The organism is Streptomyces sp. NPDC004266 (genome assembly GCF_042874095.1).
In the GTDB taxonomy this organism is placed as follows: domain Bacteria; phylum Actinomycetota; class Actinomycetes; order Streptomycetales; family Streptomycetaceae; genus Streptomyces.
This window is the reverse complement of the sequence record NZ_JBIAMM010000001.1, coordinates 238,819-259,933: the sequence shown is the minus strand read 5'-3', so window position 1 is coordinate 259,933 and position 21,115 is coordinate 238,819. Positions and strand designations below refer to the sequence as shown.

Below are 21,115 nucleotides of genomic sequence, written 5' to 3'. Positions count from 1 at the left end.
TCCATGTCGATCGTCCCCTCCACGCCCGTCGTCCAGGGCGCCAAGAAGACCTCCCTCCGGCTCGACGGCGACGGCGTGCTCCTGAGCACCCCGCACGAGGAGGCGCGCATCCCGCTGGCGGCGATCGAGCGGATACGGGCCGAGGGGCGGTCGGTCACCGTCGAGTTGACGGCCCCGTCGGGGGCCACGCGCTATGCGCACCGGATCGCCGGGGCGAGCGCGGCGGCGGCCGCCATGTTCGCCGACACCGTGAACGCCGCCCTGCCCGGGGCGGCCGGGCGGGACACGACGGCCGACGGGACCATGCTCGTCGAGACGCGCACGCTCCCCCTGAGCAGACGGACGAGGAAGCTGCGCCGCATCACGGGGCTGTCGGCCGGTGCCCTCGGCCTGATCGTCGTCGCGTGCGTGCTCGTCGCCGTTGCCGGGCAAGCGGTCGCCATGGCCGCTCTCATACCCGGGGGCCTCGTCCTGACGGGGACCCTCGCCGTCGGCGCGAACGCCCTGGCCAACTGGTACCGCGAGTGGCGTCTGATCCGGCACGGCATCACGGCCTTCGCCGCCGAGGTTCCGGAGAGGCCGGGGATGTACCTCTACACGGACCCGGCGGGCATGATCCGCCACGTGTTCACCTGGGCGGGCGGCATCGCCGTCAAGGTCAGCTACGACCCCGCCGACCCGGGGGACGTCGTCCTGCCGAGGGCCGCCCTCTTCCGACGCGGGGAGCTCGCGCTCGGACTGCTCTTCACCCTCTTCGCGCTGGTCGGCTTCGCCGCCCTGATCACACTGACCGTCCTCGCGTTCGTCGACCCCGAATCGATCTCCGGAACCGCCTAGCCCTCCTTATGGAAGTCATAAGTTCGCCTTATGAGGCCATAGACCGGGGGCGGGTACCTCTTCGCGCACAGGGTTATTTAGGGTGGCCTAAGTGTCGGCGGTCTCGTCGCCACGTCGCTTGCGAAGGGAAACCCCGTCATGCCCCGCCCCCTCCGGGTCGCGATCGTCGGCGCCGGCCCCGCCGGAATCTACGCCGCCGATGCGCTGCTGAAGTCCGAGGCCGCCGCCGAGCCGGGCGTGTCGATCGACCTCTTCGAGCGGATGCCCGCGCCCTTCGGTCTGATCCGCTACGGCGTCGCCCCCGACCACCCCCGCATCAAGGGCATCATCACCGCCCTCCACCAGGTCCTCGACAAGCCGCAGGTCCGCCTCTTCGGCAACGTGAACTACGGCACCGACGTCCACCTCGACGACCTGCGCTCCTTCTACGACGCGGTGATCTTCTCCACCGGGGCCATGTTCGACCGCGAGCTCCGCATCCCGGGCGTCGAGCTGGACGGCTCGTACGGCGCCGCCGACTTCGCCTCCTGGTACGACGGCCACCCGGACGTGCCGCGCACCTGGCCCCTGGAGGCCGAGAAGGTCGCCGTCCTCGGCGTCGGCAACGTGGCCCTCGACATCGCCCGCATCCTCGCCAAGACGGCCGACGAGCTCCTGCCGACCGAGATCCCGGCGAACGTCTACGACGGCCTGAAGGCCAACAAGGCCGTCGAGATCCACGTCTTCGGCCGCCGCGGCCCGGCGCAGGCGAAGTTCAGCCCCATGGAGCTGCGCGAGCTCGACCACTCGCCGAACATCGAGGTCATCGTCAACCCCGAGGACATCGACTACGACGAGGGCTCGATCGCCGAGCGCCGCAAGAACAAGCAGACCGACATGGTCGCCAAGACCCTGGAGAACTGGGCGATCCGCGACGTCGGCGACCGCCCGCACAAGCTCTTCCTCCACTTCTTCGAGTCCCCCGTCGAGATCCTCGGCGAGGACGGCCGGGTCGTCGGCCTGCGCACCGAGCGCACCGAGCTCGACGGCACCGGCAACGTCAAGGGCACCGGCCGGACCACGGACTGGGACGTCCGGGCCGTGTACCGCGCCGTCGGCTACCTCTCCGACGAGCTGCCCAAGCTCCCCTGGGACGCCGTCTCCGGCACCGTCCCGGACGAGGGCGGCCGCGTCATCGAGGAGACCGGCGCGCACATGGCCTCCACCTACTGCACCGGCTGGATCCGGCGCGGCCCCGTCGGCCTCATCGGCCACACCAAGGGCGACGCCAACGAGACCGTCGCGAACCTCCTGGACGACTTCGCGAACGGACGCCTGCTCACCCCGGACACCCCGGAGGAGGACGCGGTCGTGTCCTTCCTGGACGGCAAGGGCGTCACGTACACCACCTGGGAGGGCTGGTACGCCCTGGACGCCGCCGAGAAGGCCCTCGGCGAGGCGCAGGGCCGTGAGCGCGTGAAGATCGTCGAGCGCGAGGACATGCTCCGCGCCTCCGGCGTCGACCTCGGCTGACGGACCCGCCCCCGTCTCCCGGGCCCCCACCGGTCACGCACCGGTGGGGGCCCGGCCCGTTCCGCCCCGAGCCCCCGGCCGACGGGCCCGGCGGCGTGCGCGCTCCTATCCTGGAGGGACCGGGAAGGGAAGTGAGCGGCGATGGCCGTCCCCGTCGAGCAGGCCCCCGCCGTCGAGCGGGCACGGTCCGCGGCGGCCCGGGAGTCCTGGGCCGAGGCGTACGCGCTGCTGCGCGAGGCCGACCGGCACCCCACGAGCGCCCTGACCGCCGAGGACCTCGACGTGCTCTCCGACGCGGCCTGGTGGTCCGGGCACGTGGACGAGTCCGTCGCCGCCCGGCTGCGGACGCACGCCGCGTACGTCGCGGCCCATGACCGCCGGGGCGCCGGCCTCGCCGCCTGGTGGCTCCACTACGAGTACGCCGGCCTCGGACGGCCCGCCGCCGCGGCCGGCTGGCTGCACCGCGCCCGGCACCACCTGGAGGGCCTGCCGCCCGGCCCCGAGCACTGCTTCCTCGCCTGGGCGGACGCCGAGGAGGCCACCGCCCGCGGCGACCACGCGGCGGCCCTCGCGGCGACCGGCCGCATGACCCGCCTCGCCCTCCGCGCCGAGAGCCCCGACCTGCTGGCCCTCGCCCGCCAGGCCACCGCCGCGGCCCTCCTCGCCCAGGGCCGCCGCGCCGAGGCCCTGGCCCACCTCGACGAGGCGATGTGCGCGGTGACGGCGGGCGAACTGAGCGGCATGTTCACGGGCTTCCTGTACTGCCTGGCCATCACCCAGTGCATGGAGTCCGCGGACTTCGCCCGCGCCGTCGAATGGACGAACGCGGCGATGGAGTGGTGCGTCCCGCCGTGGACGGGCCACCGCGACGGGGAGACCCCGCCGCTCGGCGTCACGCCCTCCGGCGAGAACCCCTTCCGGGGCGTGTGCCGGGCGCACCGGGTCGAGGTGCTCGACCTCCTCGGGGCGTGGGCCCTCGCCGAGGCGGAGGCCCGGCAGGCATGCCGGGAAGTGCCGGTGGACTGCCTGGAGTCGGCGGCCGCCGCGTACTACGCCGCCGGGGACGTCCAGCGGCGCCAGGGCCGCCTGGAGGAGGCCGCCGTCTCGTACGCGCACGCCCACGAGCTGGGGCGGATTCCGCAGCCGGGCCTCGCGCTGCTGCGCCTCGCCCAGGGCCGGGCCGAGGCCGCCGTGGCCGGCGTCGACCTGGCGCTGGCCTGCCAGAGCGACCCCCGCCACGACCTCCTCGGCCGGGCCAGGCTGCTCGCCGCCCGCACCGAGGTGGCCCTCGCCGTCCGTGACGTCCCCGGAGCGGCGGGCGCGGCGGCGGAGCTGGAGGTGCTGGCCGGGGACGTGCCGCTGCTGCGGGCCATGGCCGACACGGCGCGGGGCGCGGTGGCCCTGGCCGAGGCCCGGCCGGAGCCCGCGCTGCGGCTGCTGCGCCGGGCGCTCGCCGGCTGGCTGGAGCTGCGCGTGCCGTACGAGACGGCGCAGGTACGGATGCTGCTCGCGGCGGCCGACCGGACGGTGGGCGACGAGGAGGGGGCCCGCCTGGAGCTGGGCGCGGCGCGGGCGGTGTTCGAACGGCTCGGGGCCGGGCCGGACGCCCGGCGGGCGGCCGCCCTGCTGACCGGCGGGACACGGCGACGGCTGCCGGGCGGGCTGACGGCGCGGGAGGCGGAGGTGCTGCGGCTCGTCGCGTCGGGCGGGACGAACAGGGACATCGCGCGGGCGCTGGTGATCAGCGAGCACACGGTGGCGCGGCACCTGAACAACATCTTCGCGAAGCTGGGGGTGGGCTCCCGCGCGGCGGCCACGGCCTACGCCTACGCCCACGACCTGACCTGATCCCCCGCGCCCCCCGTTGCGGGCGGCGCCCGCTGGGGCGGCGCCCCGCCCCCGTTGTGCGCCGCCGCTGTCGGTGCGGGTCCGGGCCCGGAACGCGGAGGCGCCGCTGAAGGGCGCCGTCCCGTGTGCCCACCCTCCCCCGAGCTCTCGGCTTCGCTCGAGCAGGGGGGACCCCCCTCGCCCCAGCGGGACGATCGCCCACACGGCGGGTGGACCGGGGCACCGCCCCGTCGGGCGCGGGCCCTGTCGCAGTGGGTCGAAACGCCCATCCCCCCGCCCCCCACATGGGCGGTTCGGGCGATGCCAGGCCCTGGCGCGCCGCGCTACACCGGAGGCATGACCACCACCACCCTCCCCCTGGACACGCTTCGCGGCGCCGTGCGCGGCGCCGTCGTGACCCGTGGCGACCCGTCGTACGACGTCTCCCGCCGGGTCTACAACGCCCTGCACGACCGCCGCCCCGCCGTCGTCGTGCACGCCGTGGACGCCGGCGACGTGATCGCGGCGGTGCTGTACGCCCGGGAGCACGAGCTCCCGCTGGCCGTGCGCGGCGGCTCCCACGCGGTCGCCGGCTTCGGCACCGTCGACGACGGTCTCGTCGTCGACCTGTCCCGGATGCGCGGCGTCCGGGTCGACCCGGAGGCCCGCACGGCGCGGGCCGAGGGCGGCGCCACCTGGGGCGACTTCAACCACGCGACCCACGCCTTCGGGCTCGCCACCACCGGCGGGGTGGTCTCGACGACCGGCCTCGGCGGCCTGACGCTCGGCGGCGGCATGGGGCATCTGGCCCGGCGCTGCGGCCTGAGCTGCGACAACCTGATCGCGGCGGACGTGGTGACCGCCGAGGGCAGGCTCGTCACCTGCGACCGGGACCGGAACGCCGACCTGTTCTGGGCGCTGCGCGGCGGCGGCGGGAACTTCGGTGTCGTCACCTCGCTCGCGTACCGGCTGCACCCCGTCGACGTGATCCTCGGCGGCATCACCTGCTATCCGCTCGACGGGGACGTGGCCCGCGCCTGGCGGGAGATGAACGCCGCCGCACCGGTCGAGCTGAACGTGATCCTCGTCCTGGCGCTGGGCCCGGAGGAGCCGTTCCTGCCGGAGCGGTGGCACGGGCGCCCGATCTGCGCCGCGTTCACCTGCTTCAGCGGCTCGCCGGCGGAGGACGAGAAGGTCCTCGCCCGCCTGGACGGGCTGGGCCCGGTCATCGGCCGGTTCATGGACCGGATGCCGTACCCGGTGATCAACACCCTCTTCGACGAGCAGCTGCCGCCCGGCCTCTACCACTACTGGAAGGGCAACTTCAGCCGCGAGCTGTCGGACGGGGCGATCGCGGCCCACATGGAGTTCGGTGCGACGATGCCGTCGATGGAGTCGGACACGGCGATCTTCCCGATCGACGGCGCCTGCCACGAGGTGGGAGCGGAGGAGACCGCGTTCGCCTACCGGGACGCCGCCTTCTCGCACTCCTTCGGCGGCACGTGGACCGATCCGGCGGACTCGGAGCGGAACATCGCCTGGACCCGCGCCTACGACAGGGCGCTGCGCCCGCACACCCAGGAGGGCGGCTACGTGAACTTCATGGACACCGACGACCAGGACCGGGTGCGGGTGAACTACCGCCAGAACTACGACCGGCTGCGTGCGGTCAAGCGCGGGTACGACCCCGACAACGTGTTCCGGCTGAACCAGAACATCGTCCCGTAGGGGCTGACCGGCTACGGGACCGTCCGGGCCGAGGCGAGGAGGCGGACGGTGTCCTCGGGGGCGAGCGCGAGGGCGTTGCCGACCGTCCCGAGGACCTCCGTCTCGGCCGGGGTGTAGGCCCCGTCCGCGAGGGCGATCCGGGCGGCCTGGAGGAGGATCGACTCCCGCCCGGCGGGCGCCAGGTGCGGGGTGAGCGGCTCCAGGGCCTCGTGGAGCTCGATCGACAGGAGCGTCCCCTCGGGGTTCACCTCGGGCATGAAGCGTCCGGTGTCGGCCTCCAGCGCCTCGACGAGGTCGACGAGCTGGACGGCCGTGCACTCGGCGAAGCCGGCGGCCCGGACGGCGGTGACGGCCCGGTCCAGGACCTCGCGGGAGTCGGTGCCGCCGGCCGCGAGGACGGCGAGGGCGACGGTGTGCACGGCGTCCCGCAGCATCGCGGAGAAGCGGCTCGTCGTCGGGTGGTCGAGCACCTCCGTGCCGAAGTGCGTGTGACAGGCCGCGCACTCGACGACGGGGCCGGTACAGCCCCGGGGCAGGACCGGGACGCCCAGGACGGCGAACCTGCGGCGGCCGGTGCGCCGCCGGTAGTTGCGGTCGCCCCCGCACTCCTCGCAGAAGAACTCGCCGTCCCCGACGGTGTTCCAGGAGGTGCGGATCCCGCAGACGCCCACTTTCCCACCACGTGAATTCCGGGCAGACCGCACACGCACCTCCTCAACGGCCCGGCTGCACTGCCGGCGTTGGCGTGATGTTAGCCACATCCTTGATGTGACGTCAGCACCCCGTCAGGACTTCGCCCCGGAGATGGCCGAGACACGTCACCGGCTCGGGGGGCCTCAGGAGGCCCGGCGGCGGCGCTTCGCAAAGGCCAGGGAGCCGCCGCAGACGGCGGCGGCGGCCACGGCGGCGGCGATCGCTCCGGGCCCGATGGCCGAACCGGTCGTCGCGAGATCACCCTCCGGGGTGGCGGACGGAGTCCTTCTCGACGAACTCGGCGTACGGACCGGCGGTGCCGAGCGGCTGCGACGCGCGCTCCGCGGTGGCGGAGGCGGCGGGGGTCCAGGCGAGGGCGGCACCGGTCATCCGGAAAGACGCCGTTTCCGGCATGCGCGTGCCACTGCCCCGCACCCTCCGGGAGGAAGGGTGCGGGGCAGTGGACGACGGGGCGGCCGGGGTCAGCGGGCGGAGCGGTTGACCGCCGAGATGACCGCCTTCAGGGAGGCGCGGGTGGTGTTGGCGTCGATGCCGATGCCCCACAGGACCTTGCCGTCGATGGCGCACTCGATGTACGAGGCGGCCTGCGCGGAGGCGCCCTCGCTCATGGTGTGCTCCTGGTAGTCCAGCAGGCGGGCGTCGACGCCGATGGCCTGCAGCGCGGCGAAGAACGCGGAGATCGGGCCGTTGCCGGAGCCCGTCAGGACGGTGTCGACACCGTCGACGATCGCCTCGACGGTCAGGGTGTCCGTGCCGTCGGTGTCGGAGGTGGACTGGCCGGAGCGCAGCTGGATGCGACCCCAGGCGTTGTCCGGGTTGGGCAGGTACTCGTCCTGGAAGACGGCCCAGATCGCGGCCGGCGTGACCTCGCCGCCCTCGGTGTCGGTCTTCTGCTGGATGATCTTCGAGAACTCGATCTGCATCCGGCGGGGCAGGTCCAGCTTGTGGTCGTTCTTCAGGACGTACGCGATGCCGCCCTTGCCGGACTGCGAGTTGACCCGGATGACGGCCTCGTAGGAGCGGCCGACGTCCTTCGGGTCGATCGGCAGGTACGGGACGGCCCACTCGATCTCGTCGACGGTCTTGCCCTGGGCGGCCGCGTCGGCCTCCATGGCGTCGAAGCCCTTCTTGATGGCGTCCTGGTGGGAGCCGGAGAAGGCGGTGTAGACCAGGTCGCCCGCGTAGGGGTGGCGCGGGTGGACCTCCATCTGGTTGCAGTACTCGGAGGTGCGGCGGATCTCGTCGATCTGGGAGAAGTCGATCTGCGGGTCGACGCCCTGCGAGAAGAGGTTCATGCCCAGCGTCACCAGGTCGACGTTGCCGGTCCGCTCGCCCTGGCCGAACAGGCAGCCCTCGATGCGGTCGGCGCCGGCCATGAGCGCCAGTTCGGCCGCCGCCACGGCGGTGCCGCGGTCGTTGTGGGGGTGGACGGAGATGCAGATGTGCTCGCGGCGGGTCAGGTTCCGGGCCATCCACTCGAACCGGTCCGCGTGCGTGGACGGGGTCGAACGCTCCACGGTGGCGGGCAGGTTGAGGATGATCTCGCGGCCCGGGCCGGGCTGCCAGACGTCACAGACCGCCTCGCAGACCTCCAGGGCGAAGTCCAGCTCGGTGTCGGTGAAGATCTCGGGGCTGTACTGGTAGCCGAAGGTCGTCTCCGGGCCCAGCAGCTTCTCCGCGTACTCCATCACCAGGCGCGTGCCGTCCACGGCGATCTGCTTGATCTGCTCCTTCGAGCCGCGGAAGACGACCCGGCGGAAGGTGGGCGCGGTCGCGTTGTACAGGTGGACGGTGGCGCGCTTGGCGCCCTTCAGGGACTCCACGGTCCGCTCGATCAGGTCCTCGCGGGCCTGGGTCAGGACGGAGATGGTGACGTCGTCCGGGATCGCGCCCTCTTCGATGATGGAGCGCACGAACGCGAAGTCGGTCTCGCCGGAGGACGGGAAGCCGACCTCGATCTCCTTGTAGCCCATGCGTACGAGCAGGTCGAACATCTCGCGCTTGCGGGCCGGGGACATCGGGTCGATCAGGGCCTGGTTGCCGTCGCGCAGGTCGGTGGACAGCCAGCGGGGCGCCTTGGTGATGCGCTTCTCGGGCCAGGTCCGGTCGGGGATGACCACGGCCTCGTACGGGCCGTACTTGTGGATCGGCATCCCGGACGGCTGCTGCGTGTGCGTCGCGTTGGTGACGGGCGTCGGGCGGCTGACGAAGGGCGACTGAGACATTGCGTAGGGCTCCTCGGAGGGTCCTGCGGAGTGGACGGCCGACTGTCGAACGCAACACCGAAACCCGCGGGGAGGGGGTCGGCCTACGACTACAGGCCCTCGCCGCGGCAGCTAAGGAGAAGCAGCCCGAAACGCATGATGTGCGTCACCATAGCCCAGGTCCGTGGAAGGCGGACGTCCTGTTTCAGTATGCGGGACGGCGGTCGCGTCAATCCCGAAACGTGACTCATCACTCCATTTCGCCAATCGTCGTCGCTACTCGTGACACCGGCAGCACGCAGTGCCACATTGCTGGCATGACCTCCCCCCTGCCTGTCTTCTGCTCGATCGTCCCGCCGCACGTCCTGGAGCGGCTGGCCGAGCACGCCGACCCGGCCGTCGCCGAAGCCGCCCGCCGCACCCTCGCGGTCGACCTGGCCCAGCGCGCCACCCGGACCGACCGGCCCGCACCCGCCCCGGCGGAGAGCAGCACCGGAAAGCCGCGGCGCACGATCTACGACGCCAAGAACGGCACCCGGCTGCCGGGCCACGAGGTGCGCGGCGAGGGCGAGCCGGCCACCACCGACGACACGGCCAACCGCGCCTACGCCGGCCTCGGCGCCACCTACGACCTCTTCCTGAACGCCTTCGGCCACGACTCGATCGACGGCGCCGGGCTGCCGCTCCGCGCCACCGTCCACTACGACGAGAAGTACGACAACGCCTTCTGGAACGGCGAGCAGATGGTGTTCGGCGACGGCGACGGAGAGCTGTTCCTCGACTTCACGATCCCGGTCGACGTCATCGGCCACGAGCTGGCCCACGGCTTCACCCAGTACTCGGCGAACCTCGCCTACTACGGCCAGTCGGGGGCGCTCAACGAGCACGTGTCGGACGTCTTCGGCTCGCTCGTGAAGCAGTACGCCCTGGGCCAGAGCGCGGATCAGGCCGACTGGCTCATCGGAGCCGGGCTGCTCGGCCCCGCCGTCGACGAGGGCACGGCGCTGCGGTCCATGAAGGCCCCCGGCACCGCGTACGACGACGACGTCCTGGGCAAGGACCCGCAGCCCGCCCACATGGACCACTACGTCCGCACCGGCTCCGACAACGGCGGGGTGCACATCAACTCCGGCATCCCGAACCACGCCTTCTACCTGCTGGCCACCGAGCTCGGCGGCAACGCCTGGGAGCGGCCCGGCCGGATCTGGTACACGACGATGACCGGCGGCACGCTGACCGAGGAGGTCCGGTTCGGCGAGTTCGCGCGGGCGACGGTGGCGACGGCGCGGGACGTCTACGGCGAGGAGACGGCCGAGGCGGTGCGGCGGGCCTGGTCGGGCGTCGGAGTGTCCACGTCCTGAGAGGGCTGGTAGACAGGGCCCATGCGGATTCGAGTGCGGCGCACGGGCGGTTTCGCGGGCATCGAGCGGTCGGCGGAGGTGGAGGTCTCGGGGCCCGAGTGGGAGTCCCTGTCCTCCGCCGTCCTCGCGGGCGGCGACGACGACGACCGGGGCGTGCCGGACGGCTTCTCGTACGAGATCACCGTCGACGGCCGCACGGTCCGCTGCCGCGACCCGCACCTCACGGACGCCCAGAGGACCCTCGTCACGAGGGTCCTCAAGGAAGGGGCCTAGCGGGCGCGCCGCCAGAACCTGCTCTGCTTCGGCGGCCTGACCTTGAGGGACCAGTCGCCCTCGGCACTGCGGACCTGCACGAGCAGGGGTCCCTCGGGCAGCGGCCGCGCGTCCCCGGGGAGCCGGCTCGCGGCCGTGGCGAGCAGGTGATCGCGGCCGTCCGGCTCGTGGCCCCGCACGCTGAAGTACGCGTGGCCGAGCCTCGTGTGGAGCCGGGAGGTGAGCAGGGCGGCGGGACCCGTGTACAGCAGTACGTCGGCGCCCCGCCCCTCGGCGGCGCCGTCCAGGACCTCCACGGTGCCGACCGGACGGAGGGCGACCGTCCAGTGCTCGTCGTAGCCGCTCACGCGCAGGCGCAGCGGGCGCTTGCCGTCGTACCGCAGGAGCCCGCGGCCCTCGTGGTCCGTCAGGGTCGTGCTCGCGAGCAGGACGTCGCCGTTGCCCTTCTCGTCGAGGGTCCGCACGGAGAAGTAGCCGTCGCCCTTCCGGGTGGAGTCGACGATGAGGTAACCGGCCGGAATCGGCACGTCGACGGTGATGACGGCTTGGCCCTTGCCGCTGCGGAAGAACTCCGGGAAGTCCTCGCCGAAGAGCTCGATGTCCGACCGGGGGCCGAGTCGCGGGGGCCGCTGTACGGGGACCTGTGCCCGTGTCCGCGCAGCGTCGGCCTCGTCCTCCCGGACCTTGGCCAGGAGCTCTTCGGGGACGGCTTCCACGGGGGTCCCGGCGGTGGCGGGCTCGTCGTCGGGGACGGGCTCCTCGTCGGGGACGGGCTCGTCGTCCGGGCCGGTCTCCGGGTCCCTGCCCTCGATGCCGAAGTCCTCGGCCAGGCCGACGAGACCGGAGTCGTACCCCTGGCCCACGGCACGGAACTTCCACGCCTCGTCGCGCCGGTAGAACTCGCCGAGGACGAACGCCGTCTCGGTGCTCGCGTCGTCGACCTCGTACAGCGCCAGCTGCTCGCCGGTGGCGGCGCTGACCGTCCGTATGTGGAGGTCCGGCACCTGGCCGAACGTCCCGTCCTCGCTGGAGGCGGTGATCACGATGCGCCGGACACCGGGCTCCACGCGCCCGGTGTCGATCTCCAGCCAGTCGGCGACCCGCTGCTCCTCGTCCCGCACCTGCCCGAGCAGGCGCACCGCGCCGGACGCGTGCGCGGGCTGGTTGTAGAAGACCAGGTCGCCGTCGCCCCTGACCCGGCCGTCGGCGTCGAGCAGCAGGGCCGAGGCGTCGACCTCCGGCACCCCGTCGCCGGCGGCCCGCCGGACGACCGCGATCCGCCACACCTGCCCGGGGACCGGCAGGTTTCCCCCCTTGACGATCTCTGTCACGGCGCCATGCTGACACGCGCCCCGGGCGGCCGCCCAGGAGATCGCCTAGAAGCCCAGCTTCCTGAGCTGCTTGGGGTCCCGCTGCCAGTCCTTCGCGACCTTCACGTGGAGGTCGAGGAAGACCGGGGTGCCGAGGAGCGCCTCGATGTGCTTGCGGGACTTCATGCCGACCTCCTTGAGGCGGCTGCCCTTGGGGCCGATGATGATGCCCTTCTGGCTGGGGCGCTCGATGTACACGTTGGCGTGGATGTCGAGCAGCGGCCGGTCCGCCGGGCGGTTCTCGCGCGGGATCATCTCCTCGACGACCACCGCGATCGAGTGCGGCAGCTCGTCCCGTACGCCTTCGAGCGCGGCCTCGCGGATCAGCTCCGCGACCATGACCTGCTCCGGCTCGTCGGTGAGGTCGCCCTCCGGGTAGAGCGGCGGGGACTCCGGCAGGAGCGGGATGAGCAGGTCGGCGACGAGCTGGACCTGCTTGTCGCCGACGGCCGAGACCGGGACGATCTCCTGCCACTCGAAGCCGAGCTCCTTGCCGAGCTGGTCGATCGCGATGAGCTGCTCGGCGAGCGTCTTGGAGTCGACCAGGTCGGTCTTGGTGATGATCGCGACCTTCGGGGTCTTCTTGATCCCGGCGAGCTCCTTGGCGATGAAGCGGTCGCCGGGGCCGAGCTTCTGGTCGGCGGGCAGGCAGAAGCCGATGACGTCGACCTCGGCCCAGGTGGTGCGCACGACGTCGTTGAGCCGCTCGCCGAGGAGGGTGCGCGGCTTGTGGAGGCCGGGGGTGTCGACCAGGATCAGCTGCGCGTCCGGGCGGTGCACGATGCCGCGGACGGTGTGCCGGGTGGTCTGCGGCCGGTTCGAGGTGATGGCCACCTTCTGGCCGACCAGAGCGTTCGTGAGGGTGGACTTGCCCGCGTTGGGGCGGCCGACGAAGCAGGCGAAGCCGGCCCGGTGGACGGCTTCGGTTTCTTGGTTGCGAGCGCTCATGGGGGCCATTGTCCCCGATGAGCGCCCGCGTCACGCACTCAGTGCCCGGCGGCGGCGTATCCGCAGGCCGTAGAGCCCGGCCGCGCCGCCCGTGACGAGGACCGCGGCGGCGAGCCAGGGCAGGGCCAGGAAGGACACGGTGCCGCTCTCCTTCACGTCCTTCGCGGTGGCGGTGAGGGTGACGTCGCCCCAGTCGAGCTGCGGGGAGCCGGTCCAGCGCTCGGTGAGCCGGATCTTCTGGCGGGGCAGCAGCTCGGCCGGCACCCTGACCAGGTCGCGGTCGAGGAGGGTGCGGCCGAAGAGGCCCCGGGCCTTCAGGACGACCTTGGGGTTGAGGGTGACGTTGCCCCGGTTGTGCAGGGTGTACGAGACGAGGGCGCTGCTCGTGCGGGTGCCGGGGACCAGCGGCCGGTCCTGGTCGAGGGTGACGTCCTCGACGGCGAGGGCGGGGACCGTCGGCCCGTTGACCCGGAGGTAGACGCGGGCGCCGACCGCGCGCTGGACGCCGACGGCGACGGAGCCCTTCCCGCCCCGGGCGATCCGCTCGTCGAGGGCGACGAGGGCCCCGGGGTGGTCGCCGGGGTCGGCGTCGGCGGGGACGGTCAGGGTGTAGGGGACGGTGACGGCGGAGCGGGCCGGGACGGTGATCCGGGTCCGCTCGGGCCTGATCCAGGCGCCGGCGCCGGTCTGCCTCTCCCGCTGGGTGCGGACGGCGAAGCCGCCGTCCCGGTCGGTGTTGTAGGCGTCGGCGCCGTACAGCCGGAAGGTGAGCGGGGCGGACGTCTTGTTGGCCACGGTGACGCGGTCGGTGAGCGTCGTGCCGGGGTCGGCGGAGAGGTAGAAGTACGGGCGGCCGCCGAGCTTCGAGGCGGCCGGGTAGACGGCCCACTCGCCGTTCTCGGCGGCCCGGGCGCCCGGCGCGAGGCCGAGCAGTACGAGGAGGGTGCTCAGGAGGAGGACGTACGGCTTCGTGCGCACGGGTGCGGACCCCCGGGGTGCGGATCGGGGCGGGCCGGCCGGGTGCGCGCCCGGCCCGCGAGGGCGGTCAGGACAGGGTCAGCGTGAGCACGCCCGCGTACGAGCCGGGCGCGGTGAACGCCGGGACGTCGAGGGAGAGCTGCGCGTCGACGGTGAACTCGCCGCCCGTGAGGGTGCCGTTCGGGGTGGAGGCGAGGGTCGCGCCGCCGCTGCCGACCGGTCCCGCCGAACCGGCCGCGCAGGCGCTGGGGCTGCCGGCCCTGGCGGTGCAGGCGGGGGTCCAGCTGAGGTTTCCGGCGCCGATCGCGCCGCCGGGGCCGGTGAAGTCGGTGACCTTGCCGGTCAGGGACCAGCCGGCGGGGCCGCCGCGGAAGTCCTTGACGGTCACCGTCTGCAGCGCGCCGGTGGCCGCGCCGCCCGCTCCGAAGTCGACGGAGGACAGCTGGACGGCGTCCCCGGCCTGCGTCATGGACAGCTCGCCCGCCGTGACGGCCGCGGTGATCGTCTGGCTGTTCGGCGGCGCCGGGACGACGACCTTGTACGCGGCGGGGCCCGCGCCCTTCTCGGGGTCCCAGGCCGTGCCCTCGTACGCCACGATCCCGGTGGTCGCCGGGTCGTTCACCTTCAGGCGCGCGGCGAAGCCGCCCTCGCTGTCGGTGGTGGCGGTCATCCTGTCGGCGGTCTCCGCCGCTCCGGCGCGGCCGACGACGGTGACCTCGGTGAGCGGGGTGAACCTGGAGCCGGTGACGGTGACCCGGACGCCCGGGTCGCCGGAGGCGCTGTCGAGCTGGAGCGCGCGGGTGTTGGGGCTGGTCACGGGGCTCGCGACGACCGTCTCCGAGACCGGGGCGGGCGGGTTGAGCACCGTACAGGGGGTGTCCAGCTCCATGAGGTAGCTGGTGTGGATGTTGTAGTCGCCGGGCGAGAGGGTGATCGACCCGGCCTCGGTGGCGGTGAAGGTGCCCGTCATGGAGAAGGCCGGGAAGGAGCCCTTGCCGGGGACCGGCGGGTTCTTCTTGGGGCCGGTGACGGTGACCGTGCCGGTCTGGGCGCCGCCGAGGACCACCTTGCCGCTGGGCGTCATGATGTCGGCCGGGAGCGCGAGGTCGACGGGGTTGGACGCGGCGGGCTTGGTGACGGTGTAGGTCACGGTCACGGTCTCGCCGACCTTGGGGCTGGTCTTGTCGACCGTGATCTGGGCGGTGGTGGTGCCCTCGATCGGCGGGATCTGGGCGATCGGCGGCGGGACGCAGCGGGTCTGGAAGTCCACCGACTGCGAGGTGGCCGTCGCGCCGGCCGGGGCGGCGAGCGCGCCCGTGCCGGCGGCCGCGAGGGCGGTGACGCCGAGGACGGCGGTCCAGCGCCGTCTTCGGGCCGCCGCCCGGGATCGGGTGAATGCCATGGTGTGCCCCCTCCTGAGGGATGAGTGGGCGCCATTGACGGTGGCGGGCGGAGAGAAGTCAATGGAATCGGATTCCACCGACTGATGACCCATCAGATACTGTCAAGATCGATGGATTTCCGTCGTTTACGCAGGTCACGACAGGTCACGACAGAGACCGGTGCCGCCGAGGGCGACACCGGTCCGGGTGGGGACGGGGTCAGCTGAAGACGAACGGGCCCGGCGACTGCGAGGTCACCGCGTCACAGTTCACCGTGACCCCGAAGATCACCATCTTGAGGGCGACCCCCGCGAAGTACGAGTTGAGGCTGTCGCCCGAGGCCACGGTCCCGCTCAGCGGGCCCATGACGACCGACTGCCCGGCGGAGCGGGCCGGGTTCTTCTTCCCGGTGAAGACCCGGGTGCCGCCGCCGGCCTTGGCCAGCGTCAGGGTCGAGCTGATGGTGTCGGTGCCGACCGCGATCGGCGTGGTGACGGAGGAGCTGATGGTGATGGTCGCGGCGGTGCCGCTCTGCGTGGCCGTGAGGGTGGCGGCGCCACCGCCCCAGCTGCCGCAGTCGTACGTCGCCGTGGCCGAGCCCGGCGAGACGGCCCCGGCCGTCGGGGCGAAGGCGAGGCCGGCGGCGGCGAGCGCCCCGGTGAGTACCGCGACGGTCCCTAAGGTGCTTCTGCTTCTCATGACGGGTTCGAACCCCTTCCGATGCCGAACGCAGGGGTGCGGACACTGCGTGAAAGACGGATATCTGACGGTCCGTCGGACGAACCGCTGTCATTGACGCGCAGACCGCCGGGGAAGGCAAGAGAAGACGCGGTGATCCTTCACGAACGCACAAAGACGTGAGGGCCCGGCCTGCCGCCGGACCCTCGCGCCCCGTTCCCGCCGCCCGGCTCAGCCGGCCGTGACCGCCGCGCGCAGCTTGCCGTCGGGGCCCGCGAGCAGCACCGGCGTCTCCGGGCCGCCCAGGTCCCGTACGGCCGCGCGGTCCTCCTCCGAGGCGGACTCGGCGCTCGACACCACGGCCGCCGCCTCCAGGGACTCGGCACCGCTGGCCACCGCCATCGCGACCGCGGTCCGCAGGGCGCTCAGCTTGAGCGACTCCAGCTCCACGGTGCCGGCCACGTAGGTGCGGCCCGTCTCGTCGCGCACGGCCGCGCCCTCGGGCACGCCGTTGCGGGCGCGGGCGCTCCGCGCAAGGGTGATGATCTTGAGGTCCTCGGCGCCGAGGTCGCCGTGCTCGCTGCTGAGTGTCATGCCCCGAGCATAGGTCGAGGTCCGCGCGCGCCCCGTCCGGTCTCAGCCCGTGATCGATCCCGGTCTCAGCCCGCGACCGGCCGGGGCCGGCCCGGGCTCAGCCCGCGACCGGGTACATCGCCCCGCGGCGTCCCTCCGGCGAGACCAGCCACTCCAGCTTCTCGGCCGTGTCCGCCTCCGGGAGCGGGGTGTGCATCACGATCACCAGGTCCGGGCGGGCCGGGACCCTGAGCTGGGTGGCCTCGACGACCAGCGTGCCGACCAGCGGGTGCTCCATCTCCTTGCGGTTCTGGCCGCCGGGCAGGATGTCCCGCCGCTCCCACAGCTCCGCGAACTCCGGGCTGAGCTCCTTGGCCTCCTCGACCACCGCCCGGAAACCCTCGTCGTCCGGGCACTCGGAGCACGCCGAACGGAACTGCGCGACGACCTTCGGCGCCAGCTCCTCCCAGCGCTTCGACCGCGAGCGGTACAGCGGGTCCGTGAAGAACGCGGTCAGGCAGTTCTGCACGATCTCCTTGCGCATGCCGAGCACGATCGCCGCCGCGTCGTTCCACATCACGGTGTTCCAGTACTGGTCCATGATGTGCGCCGGGAAGGGCATCCACGCGTCGATGAGCCGCCGCAGGCCGTGGCACATGTCCAGGTCCTCCGGCGCCGCCTCCAGCGGCGGCGGGTTCAGCGCCGCCAGGACGTAGAGATGGCGCCGCTCGGCCGGGCTCAGCCGCAGCACCCGCGCCACCGAGTCGAGGACCTGCGGGGAGACCGTGATGTCCCGGCCCTGCTCCAGCCACTGGTACCAGGAGACCCCGACGCCCGCGAGGACCGCGACCTCCTCGCGGCGCAGGCCCGGGGTGCGGCGGCGCGCGCCGCCGTCCGGGAGTCCCGCCTCGGCCGGACTGACCCGGGCCCGACGACTCATCAGGAACTCGCGCAGTTCGCCGAGTCGGTGCTGCTTCGCGCCGGCACTCTCGAGAGCGGTGGCCACGTGTGCTTCCTCCCCCTGGACGCATGGTGGATGCCTGGTGGTGCGACCAACAGGATAAGTACCCGCTCCCCGGCATTGTTCCCGTCCGCCGAAGGTGGGGGCATGGCAACGACGACCACCCCGCCCGAGTCCCCCGCCTCCCCCTCCGCCGCCTCCGCCGCCCCGGCCGCTCCCCCGGCCCTCACCGGCCGCGACCGGCTCGTCCTCTTCGTCCTGTGCGCCGCCCAGTTCATGGTGGCGCTCGACTTCTCCGTCCTGAACGTCGCCCTGCCCGTCCTCGGCGCGGACCTGCGCTTCGACCCGTCCGCCCTCCAGTGGGCGGTCACCGCCTTCGCCCTGCCCTCCGGCGGCTTCCTGCTGCTCTTCGGCCGGATCGGCGACCTCTTCGGCCGCAGGAAGCTCTTCCTCTCCGGCCTCGTGCTCTTCGGCGCGGCCTCCCTGCTCGCCACCCTCGCCTGGAGCCCCGGCGCCTTCCTCGCCGGCCGGGCCCTCCAGGGGCTGGGCGCGGCGGCGATCGTGCCGACGGGCATGGCGCTGCTCACCACCGTCTTCCCCGAGGGCCCGCTGCGGGCCAGGGCGCTCGGCATCTCCGGCACCCTGATGTCCCTCGGCTTCACCATCGGCATGGTGCTCGGCGGCGTCATGACCGACACCCTCGGCTGGCGCTCCACGATGGCCCTGCTCGCCGTCTTCACCCTGGTCGTGGTGCCGATCGCCCCGGGCCTGCTGCCCGAGTCCCGCACCCCCGAGCGGCCCCGCCTCGACGTGCCCGGCGCGATGACCGTCACCGGCGGTCTGCTCTCCCTGATCTACGCCCTGACGACGGCGGCCGAGCGCGGCTTCGGCGGCGTGGACGTCCCGGTCACCCTCGCCCTGGGCGTGCTCCTGCTCGTGGCCTTCGGCGTGATCGAGTCCCGGCACCCGGCCCCGCTGGTCTCGCTGCCGGTGCTGCGCCGCCGCACCGTCGCCTTCGGCAACGTGGGCGGTCTGGTCACCTTCTCGATGATGTCGACGATCGTCTTCGTCCTGACCCTGTACCTGCAGGAGACCCTCGGCCTCTCGGCCTTCGCCTCCGGCATCGTCTTCGGCGTCCAGGGCGCCTTCTCGGTCCTCGCCGGCATGATCACCCCGAAGGTGATCGGCCGGATCGGGGCCCACCGCACCCTGGTGGTCTCGCTCGCCGGTCAGGGCCTGCTCACCGCCGCGATCCTCGGCATCGGCCGGGAGTCCGGCGCGGTCCTGGCGACCGCGGCCGTCTCCCTGGCGTCGATGCTGCACCTCGGCGCGATCGTCTCGTACGGCGTGACCGTCACCTCCGGCGTCAGCGACGAGGAGCAGGGGCTCGCGACCGGTCTGGTCACCACCACCCAGCAGGTCGGCCTCACCGTCGGCATCCCGCTGCTCGGGGTGCTCGCCACCACCGGCACGGACCTCTTCGCCGGGGTCCGCACGGTCATCGCCCTGGACGCGGCGATCGTGCTGGGCGCGGCGGCCCTGGTCGCCCTCGGCCTGCGGCGCCGGTCCTGAACCTGGGCCCGTCGGGCCGGTGCCGTACGCCCCCGGCTACGGCCTGTCGAGGCGGAGCCGTACGGCCTTCGGCAGACCCGCGACCACCAGGTCGTACGAGTCCTCGACGAGCTCCCGGACCATCCGGTCCGGGAGCTCTCCGACGGTCACGGTGTTCCAGTGCCGCTTGTTCATGTGGTAGCCGGGGGCGATCGCCGGGTGCTCCTCGCGGAGCCGTACGGCCTCCTCCGGGTCGCACTTGAGGTTGACCCGCAGCGGCTCGGCGTCGAGCCACGAGAGCGCGAACATCTTCCCGGCGACCTTGAAGACGGAGACCTCCGGGCTGAAGGGGAACTCCTCCGACGCGTCGTTGAAGTCCAGGCAGAAGGTTCGCAGCTCGTCGGGGGTCATTCCGGCTTCTCCTCCGGTTCCAGCGGTTCCACGAGCACGGTGACGATCTTGTTCCGGCGGCCGGCGGGGGCCTCGGCCGTCAGCCGCAGCGAGCGGCCGTCCGGCAGCTCCACGACCGCCTTGGCCCCGGAGATCGGGACCCGGCCGAGCGACTTGGCGAGGAGGCCGCCGACGGTCTCCACGTCCTCGTCGTCGTACTCGTCGGGGCCGAAGCCGTACAGCTCGCCGAGGTCGCCGATGTCGAGGCGGGCGGTGACCCGGTAACGGTCCTCGCCGAGCTCCTCGACGGGCGGCAGCTCCCGGTCGTACTCGTCGGTGATCTCGCCGACGATCTCCTCCAGGATGTCCTCGATGGTGACGATGCCGGCCGTGCCGCCGTACTCGTCGATGACGACGGCGACGTGGTTGCGCTCCTGCTGCATCTCGCGCAGCAGGTCACCGGCGTTCTTGGTGTCGGGCACGAAGGCGGCGGGCCGCATCGCGGTGGACACCAGGTCGGCCTCGGAGTCCCGGTTGATGTGGGTCCGGCGGACCAGGTCCTTCAGGTAGACGACGCCGACGATGTCGTCCTCGTTCTCGCCGGTGACCGGTATCCGGGAGAAGCCGGAGCGCAGCGCGAGGGTCAGGGCCTGACGGATCGTCTTGTACCGCTCGATGCAGATGAGATCGGTCCGGGGCACCATCACCTCGCGGACGAGCGTGTCGCCCAGCTCGAAGACCGAGTGCACCATCCGGCGCTCCTCGTCCTCGATCAGCGACTCCTGCTCGGCGAGGTCGACCATGGCCCGCAGCTCGGCCTCCGAGGCGAAGGGGCCCTTGCGGAAGCCCTTGCCCGGGGTGAGGGCGTTGCCGATGAGGATGAGCAGCTGCGGGATCGGGCCCATGATCCGGGCCAGCGGCAGCAGCACGTACGCGGCGGCGGTCGCCGTGTTCAGCGGGTGCTGGCGGCCGATGGTGCGCGGCGAGACGCCGACGGCCACGTACGAGACGAGGACCATCACGACGATGGCGACGAGGAGCGCCTCCCAGGTCTCCGGGAAGGCCTCCAGGCAGGCGTACGTGACGAGGACCCCGGCCGCCATCTCGCAGGCGACGCGGACGAGCAGCGCCACGTTGAGATAGCGGGTCGGGTCGGAGGCGACCTGGGCGAGCTTCTCCGAGCCGCGCCGCCCGGACCGGACGGCCTCGGCGGCGCGGAAGCTGGAGACGCGGGCGAGACCGGCCTCGGCGCAGGCGGCGAGCCATGCGACCACGACCAGCGCGACCGCGCCGAAGATCAGCGAAGCGTCCATCGGGGTCAGGAGACGGTCGGCGCCGGGGACGGGCCGGTGAGCCCCTTCTCCGCGCGCCAGCCGTCGACGATCGCCGCCTGGAGGCCGAACATCTCGGCCTTCTCGTCCGGCTCCTCGTGGTCGTACCCGAGCAGGTGCAGCACCCCGTGGACGGTGAGGAGCTGGAGCTCCTCGTCCATGGAGTGCTGCGTCGGGGCGTCCTTGCCCTGCTGGGTGGCGACCTCGGGGCAGAGCACGATGTCGCCGAGGAGGCCCTGCGGGGGCTCCTCGTCGTCCTTCGACGGCGGGCGCAGCTCGTCCATCGGGAAGGACATGACGTCCGTCGGTCCGGGCAGGTCCATCCACTGGATGTGGAGCTGCTCCATCGCCTCCGCGTCCACGACGATCACCGAGAGCTCGGAGAGCGGGTGGATGCGCATGCGCGCGAGCGCGTAGCGGGCGATGTCGAGGATCGCCTGCTCGTCGACCTCGGTGCCGGACTCGTTGTTGACGTCGATCGACATGGTGCTTGTGTA

20 protein-coding genes are annotated in these 21,115 nt (G+C 72.7%); 7 read left to right on the top strand and 13 right to left on the bottom strand.

Going from position 1 to position 21,115, the window contains the following annotated elements; all coding sequences use genetic code 11:
• Nucleotides 1-3: 3 nt before the first annotated feature.
• From ACFYUZ_RS01105 to ACFYUZ_RS01090, 4 genes are all read left to right on the top strand, one after another.
• The gene (locus ACFYUZ_RS01105; RefSeq protein WP_389305155.1) at nucleotides 4-837 is read left to right on the top strand and encodes a hypothetical protein; all 834 of its coding nucleotides are present in this window, start codon (nucleotides 4-6) and stop codon (nucleotides 835-837) included.
• 138 nt (nucleotides 838-975) lie between these two features.
• On the top strand, nucleotides 976-2,349 hold the full coding sequence (locus ACFYUZ_RS01100) for an FAD-dependent oxidoreductase (RefSeq protein ID WP_389305153.1): 1,374 nt from the start codon (nucleotides 976-978) through the stop codon (nucleotides 2,347-2,349).
• Between the two features lie 141 nt (nucleotides 2,350-2,490).
• The gene (locus ACFYUZ_RS01095) at nucleotides 2,491-4,197 is read left to right on the top strand and encodes a LuxR C-terminal-related transcriptional regulator (RefSeq protein ID WP_389305151.1); all 1,707 of its coding nucleotides are present in this window, start codon (nucleotides 2,491-2,493) and stop codon (nucleotides 4,195-4,197) included.
• A 336-nt stretch (nucleotides 4,198-4,533) separates the two neighbouring features.
• Complete coding sequence (locus ACFYUZ_RS01090; RefSeq protein ID WP_389305150.1) at nucleotides 4,534-5,904, top strand: FAD-binding oxidoreductase; 1,371 nt, start codon at nucleotides 4,534-4,536, stop codon at nucleotides 5,902-5,904.
• A gap of 11 nt (nucleotides 5,905-5,915) precedes the next feature.
• Here the strand turns inward: ACFYUZ_RS01090 and ACFYUZ_RS01085 are convergent, their stop codons facing one another.
• From ACFYUZ_RS01085 to leuA, 3 genes are all read right to left on the bottom strand, one after another.
• Nucleotides 5,916-6,608, bottom strand: coding sequence for a TerB family tellurite resistance protein (locus tag ACFYUZ_RS01085; RefSeq protein ID WP_389305148.1), 693 nt, complete (start codon nucleotides 6,606-6,608; stop codon nucleotides 5,916-5,918).
• 247 nt (nucleotides 6,609-6,855) lie between these two features.
• Nucleotides 6,856-6,987 carry a hypothetical protein gene (locus ACFYUZ_RS01080; protein WP_389305146.1) on the bottom strand — a complete coding sequence of 44 codons (132 nt, stop codon included), beginning with the start codon at nucleotides 6,985-6,987 and terminating at the stop codon, nucleotides 6,856-6,858.
• Nucleotides 6,988-7,079: 92 nt separating this feature from the next.
• Nucleotides 7,080-8,843: a 2-isopropylmalate synthase gene (gene leuA, locus ACFYUZ_RS01075; protein ID WP_389305144.1), complete on the bottom strand. Its 1,764-nt coding sequence runs from the start codon at nucleotides 8,841-8,843 to the stop codon at nucleotides 7,080-7,082.
• A 296-nt stretch (nucleotides 8,844-9,139) separates the two neighbouring features.
• Here leuA and ACFYUZ_RS01070 point away from each other — a divergent pair, with 296 nt between their 5' ends.
• Entirely contained in the window at nucleotides 9,140-10,183 is a 1,044-nt protein-coding gene (locus ACFYUZ_RS01070; protein ID WP_389305142.1) for a M4 family metallopeptidase, read from the top strand.
• A 21-nt stretch (nucleotides 10,184-10,204) separates the two neighbouring features.
• Nucleotides 10,205-10,456: a protealysin inhibitor emfourin gene (locus tag ACFYUZ_RS01065; protein ID WP_389305141.1), complete on the top strand. Its 252-nt coding sequence runs from the start codon at nucleotides 10,205-10,207 to the stop codon at nucleotides 10,454-10,456.
• Here the strand turns inward: ACFYUZ_RS01065 and ACFYUZ_RS01060 are convergent.
• The 7 genes from ACFYUZ_RS01060 to ACFYUZ_RS01030 all read right to left on the bottom strand — a co-directional run bounded on the left by ACFYUZ_RS01060 (nucleotide 10,453) and on the right by ACFYUZ_RS01030 (nucleotide 17,325).
• Entirely contained in the window at nucleotides 10,453-11,787 is a 1,335-nt protein-coding gene (locus ACFYUZ_RS01060; protein ID WP_389305139.1) for a TerD family protein, read from the bottom strand. The genes ACFYUZ_RS01065 and ACFYUZ_RS01060 overlap by 4 nt on opposite strands.
• Before the next feature lie 45 nt (nucleotides 11,788-11,832).
• On the bottom strand, nucleotides 11,833-12,783 hold the full coding sequence (era, locus tag ACFYUZ_RS01055) for a GTPase Era (RefSeq protein WP_371129588.1): 951 nt from the start codon (nucleotides 12,781-12,783) through the stop codon (nucleotides 11,833-11,835).
• Between the two features lie 21 nt (nucleotides 12,784-12,804).
• Complete coding sequence (locus ACFYUZ_RS01050) at nucleotides 12,805-13,752, bottom strand: WxL protein peptidoglycan domain-containing protein (protein WP_389305138.1); 948 nt, start codon at nucleotides 13,750-13,752, stop codon at nucleotides 12,805-12,807.
• A 67-nt stretch (nucleotides 13,753-13,819) separates the two neighbouring features.
• Nucleotides 13,820-15,154: a beta-xylosidase gene (locus tag ACFYUZ_RS01045; RefSeq protein ID WP_389305136.1), complete on the bottom strand. Its 1,335-nt coding sequence runs from the start codon at nucleotides 15,152-15,154 to the stop codon at nucleotides 13,820-13,822.
• 199 nt (nucleotides 15,155-15,353) lie between these two features.
• Nucleotides 15,354-15,833, bottom strand: coding sequence for a hypothetical protein (locus ACFYUZ_RS01040; protein ID WP_389305134.1), 480 nt, complete (start codon nucleotides 15,831-15,833; stop codon nucleotides 15,354-15,356).
• Between the two features lie 210 nt (nucleotides 15,834-16,043).
• A complete protein-coding gene (locus tag ACFYUZ_RS01035; RefSeq protein WP_389305132.1) occupies nucleotides 16,044-16,406 on the bottom strand; it encodes a cytidine deaminase in 363 nt (120 codons plus the stop codon).
• 97 nt (nucleotides 16,407-16,503) lie between these two features.
• On the bottom strand, nucleotides 16,504-17,325 hold the full coding sequence (locus tag ACFYUZ_RS01030; RefSeq protein ID WP_389306239.1) for a helix-turn-helix transcriptional regulator: 822 nt from the start codon (nucleotides 17,323-17,325) through the stop codon (nucleotides 16,504-16,506).
• 168 nt (nucleotides 17,326-17,493) lie between these two features.
• Between ACFYUZ_RS01030 and ACFYUZ_RS01025 the strand changes: the two genes are divergently transcribed.
• Complete coding sequence (locus tag ACFYUZ_RS01025; protein WP_389305130.1) at nucleotides 17,494-18,918, top strand: MFS transporter; 1,425 nt, start codon at nucleotides 17,494-17,496, stop codon at nucleotides 18,916-18,918.
• Between the two features lie 36 nt (nucleotides 18,919-18,954).
• Here ACFYUZ_RS01025 and ACFYUZ_RS01020 read toward each other — a convergent pair whose 3' ends face one another.
• Genes ACFYUZ_RS01020 through ybeY form a run of 3 tightly spaced genes read right to left on the bottom strand, consistent with a single transcriptional unit; the run spans nucleotide 18,955 to nucleotide 21,103 of the window.
• Nucleotides 18,955-19,308, bottom strand: coding sequence for an MmcQ/YjbR family DNA-binding protein (locus tag ACFYUZ_RS01020; RefSeq protein WP_389305129.1), 354 nt, complete (start codon nucleotides 19,306-19,308; stop codon nucleotides 18,955-18,957).
• Complete coding sequence (locus ACFYUZ_RS01015) at nucleotides 19,305-20,600, bottom strand: hemolysin family protein (protein ID WP_389305128.1); 1,296 nt, start codon at nucleotides 20,598-20,600, stop codon at nucleotides 19,305-19,307. Before ACFYUZ_RS01015 ends, ACFYUZ_RS01020 begins: the two co-directional genes overlap by 4 nt.
• Nucleotides 20,601-20,605: 5 nt before the next feature.
• Complete coding sequence (gene ybeY, locus ACFYUZ_RS01010; RefSeq protein ID WP_041129173.1) at nucleotides 20,606-21,103, bottom strand: rRNA maturation RNase YbeY; 498 nt, start codon at nucleotides 21,101-21,103, stop codon at nucleotides 20,606-20,608.
• Nucleotides 21,104-21,115 lie beyond the last annotated feature (12 nt).

Excerpts from the sequence above, each read along its gene's own strand:
- ACFYUZ_RS01105 (WP_389305155.1), top strand. The coding sequence starts at position 4 with ATGTCGATCGTCCCCTCCACGCCCGTCGTCCAGGGCGCCAAGAAGACC.
- ACFYUZ_RS01100 (WP_389305153.1), top strand. The coding sequence starts at position 976 with ATGCCCCGCCCCCTCCGGGTCGCGATCGTCGGCGCCGGCCCCGCCGGA.
- ACFYUZ_RS01095 (WP_389305151.1), top strand. The coding sequence starts at position 2,491 with ATGGCCGTCCCCGTCGAGCAGGCCCCCGCCGTCGAGCGGGCACGGTCC.
- ACFYUZ_RS01090 (WP_389305150.1), top strand. The coding sequence starts at position 4,534 with ATGACCACCACCACCCTCCCCCTGGACACGCTTCGCGGCGCCGTGCGC.
- ACFYUZ_RS01080 (WP_389305146.1), bottom strand. The coding sequence starts at position 6,987 with ATGACCGGTGCCGCCCTCGCCTGGACCCCCGCCGCCTCCGCCACCGCG.
- leuA (WP_389305144.1), bottom strand. The coding sequence starts at position 8,843 with ATGTCTCAGTCGCCCTTCGTCAGCCGCCCGACGCCCGTCACCAACGCG.
- ACFYUZ_RS01070 (WP_389305142.1), top strand. The coding sequence starts at position 9,140 with ATGACCTCCCCCCTGCCTGTCTTCTGCTCGATCGTCCCGCCGCACGTC.
- ACFYUZ_RS01065 (WP_389305141.1), top strand. The coding sequence starts at position 10,205 with ATGCGGATTCGAGTGCGGCGCACGGGCGGTTTCGCGGGCATCGAGCGG.
- era (WP_371129588.1), bottom strand. The coding sequence starts at position 12,783 with ATGGCCCCCATGAGCGCTCGCAACCAAGAAACCGAAGCCGTCCACCGG.
- ACFYUZ_RS01045 (WP_389305136.1), bottom strand. The coding sequence starts at position 15,154 with ATGGCATTCACCCGATCCCGGGCGGCGGCCCGAAGACGGCGCTGGACC.
- ACFYUZ_RS01040 (WP_389305134.1), bottom strand. The coding sequence starts at position 15,833 with ATGAGAAGCAGAAGCACCTTAGGGACCGTCGCGGTACTCACCGGGGCG.
- ACFYUZ_RS01035 (WP_389305132.1), bottom strand. The coding sequence starts at position 16,406 with ATGACACTCAGCAGCGAGCACGGCGACCTCGGCGCCGAGGACCTCAAG.
- ACFYUZ_RS01030 (WP_389306239.1), bottom strand. The coding sequence starts at position 17,325 with ATGAGTCGTCGGGCCCGGGTCAGTCCGGCCGAGGCGGGACTCCCGGAC.
- ACFYUZ_RS01025 (WP_389305130.1), top strand. The coding sequence starts at position 17,494 with ATGGCAACGACGACCACCCCGCCCGAGTCCCCCGCCTCCCCCTCCGCC.
- ACFYUZ_RS01020 (WP_389305129.1), bottom strand. The coding sequence starts at position 19,308 with ATGACCCCCGACGAGCTGCGAACCTTCTGCCTGGACTTCAACGACGCG.
- ACFYUZ_RS01015 (WP_389305128.1), bottom strand. The coding sequence starts at position 20,600 with ATGGACGCTTCGCTGATCTTCGGCGCGGTCGCGCTGGTCGTGGTCGCA.
- ybeY (WP_041129173.1), bottom strand. The coding sequence starts at position 21,103 with ATGTCGATCGACGTCAACAACGAGTCCGGCACCGAGGTCGACGAGCAG.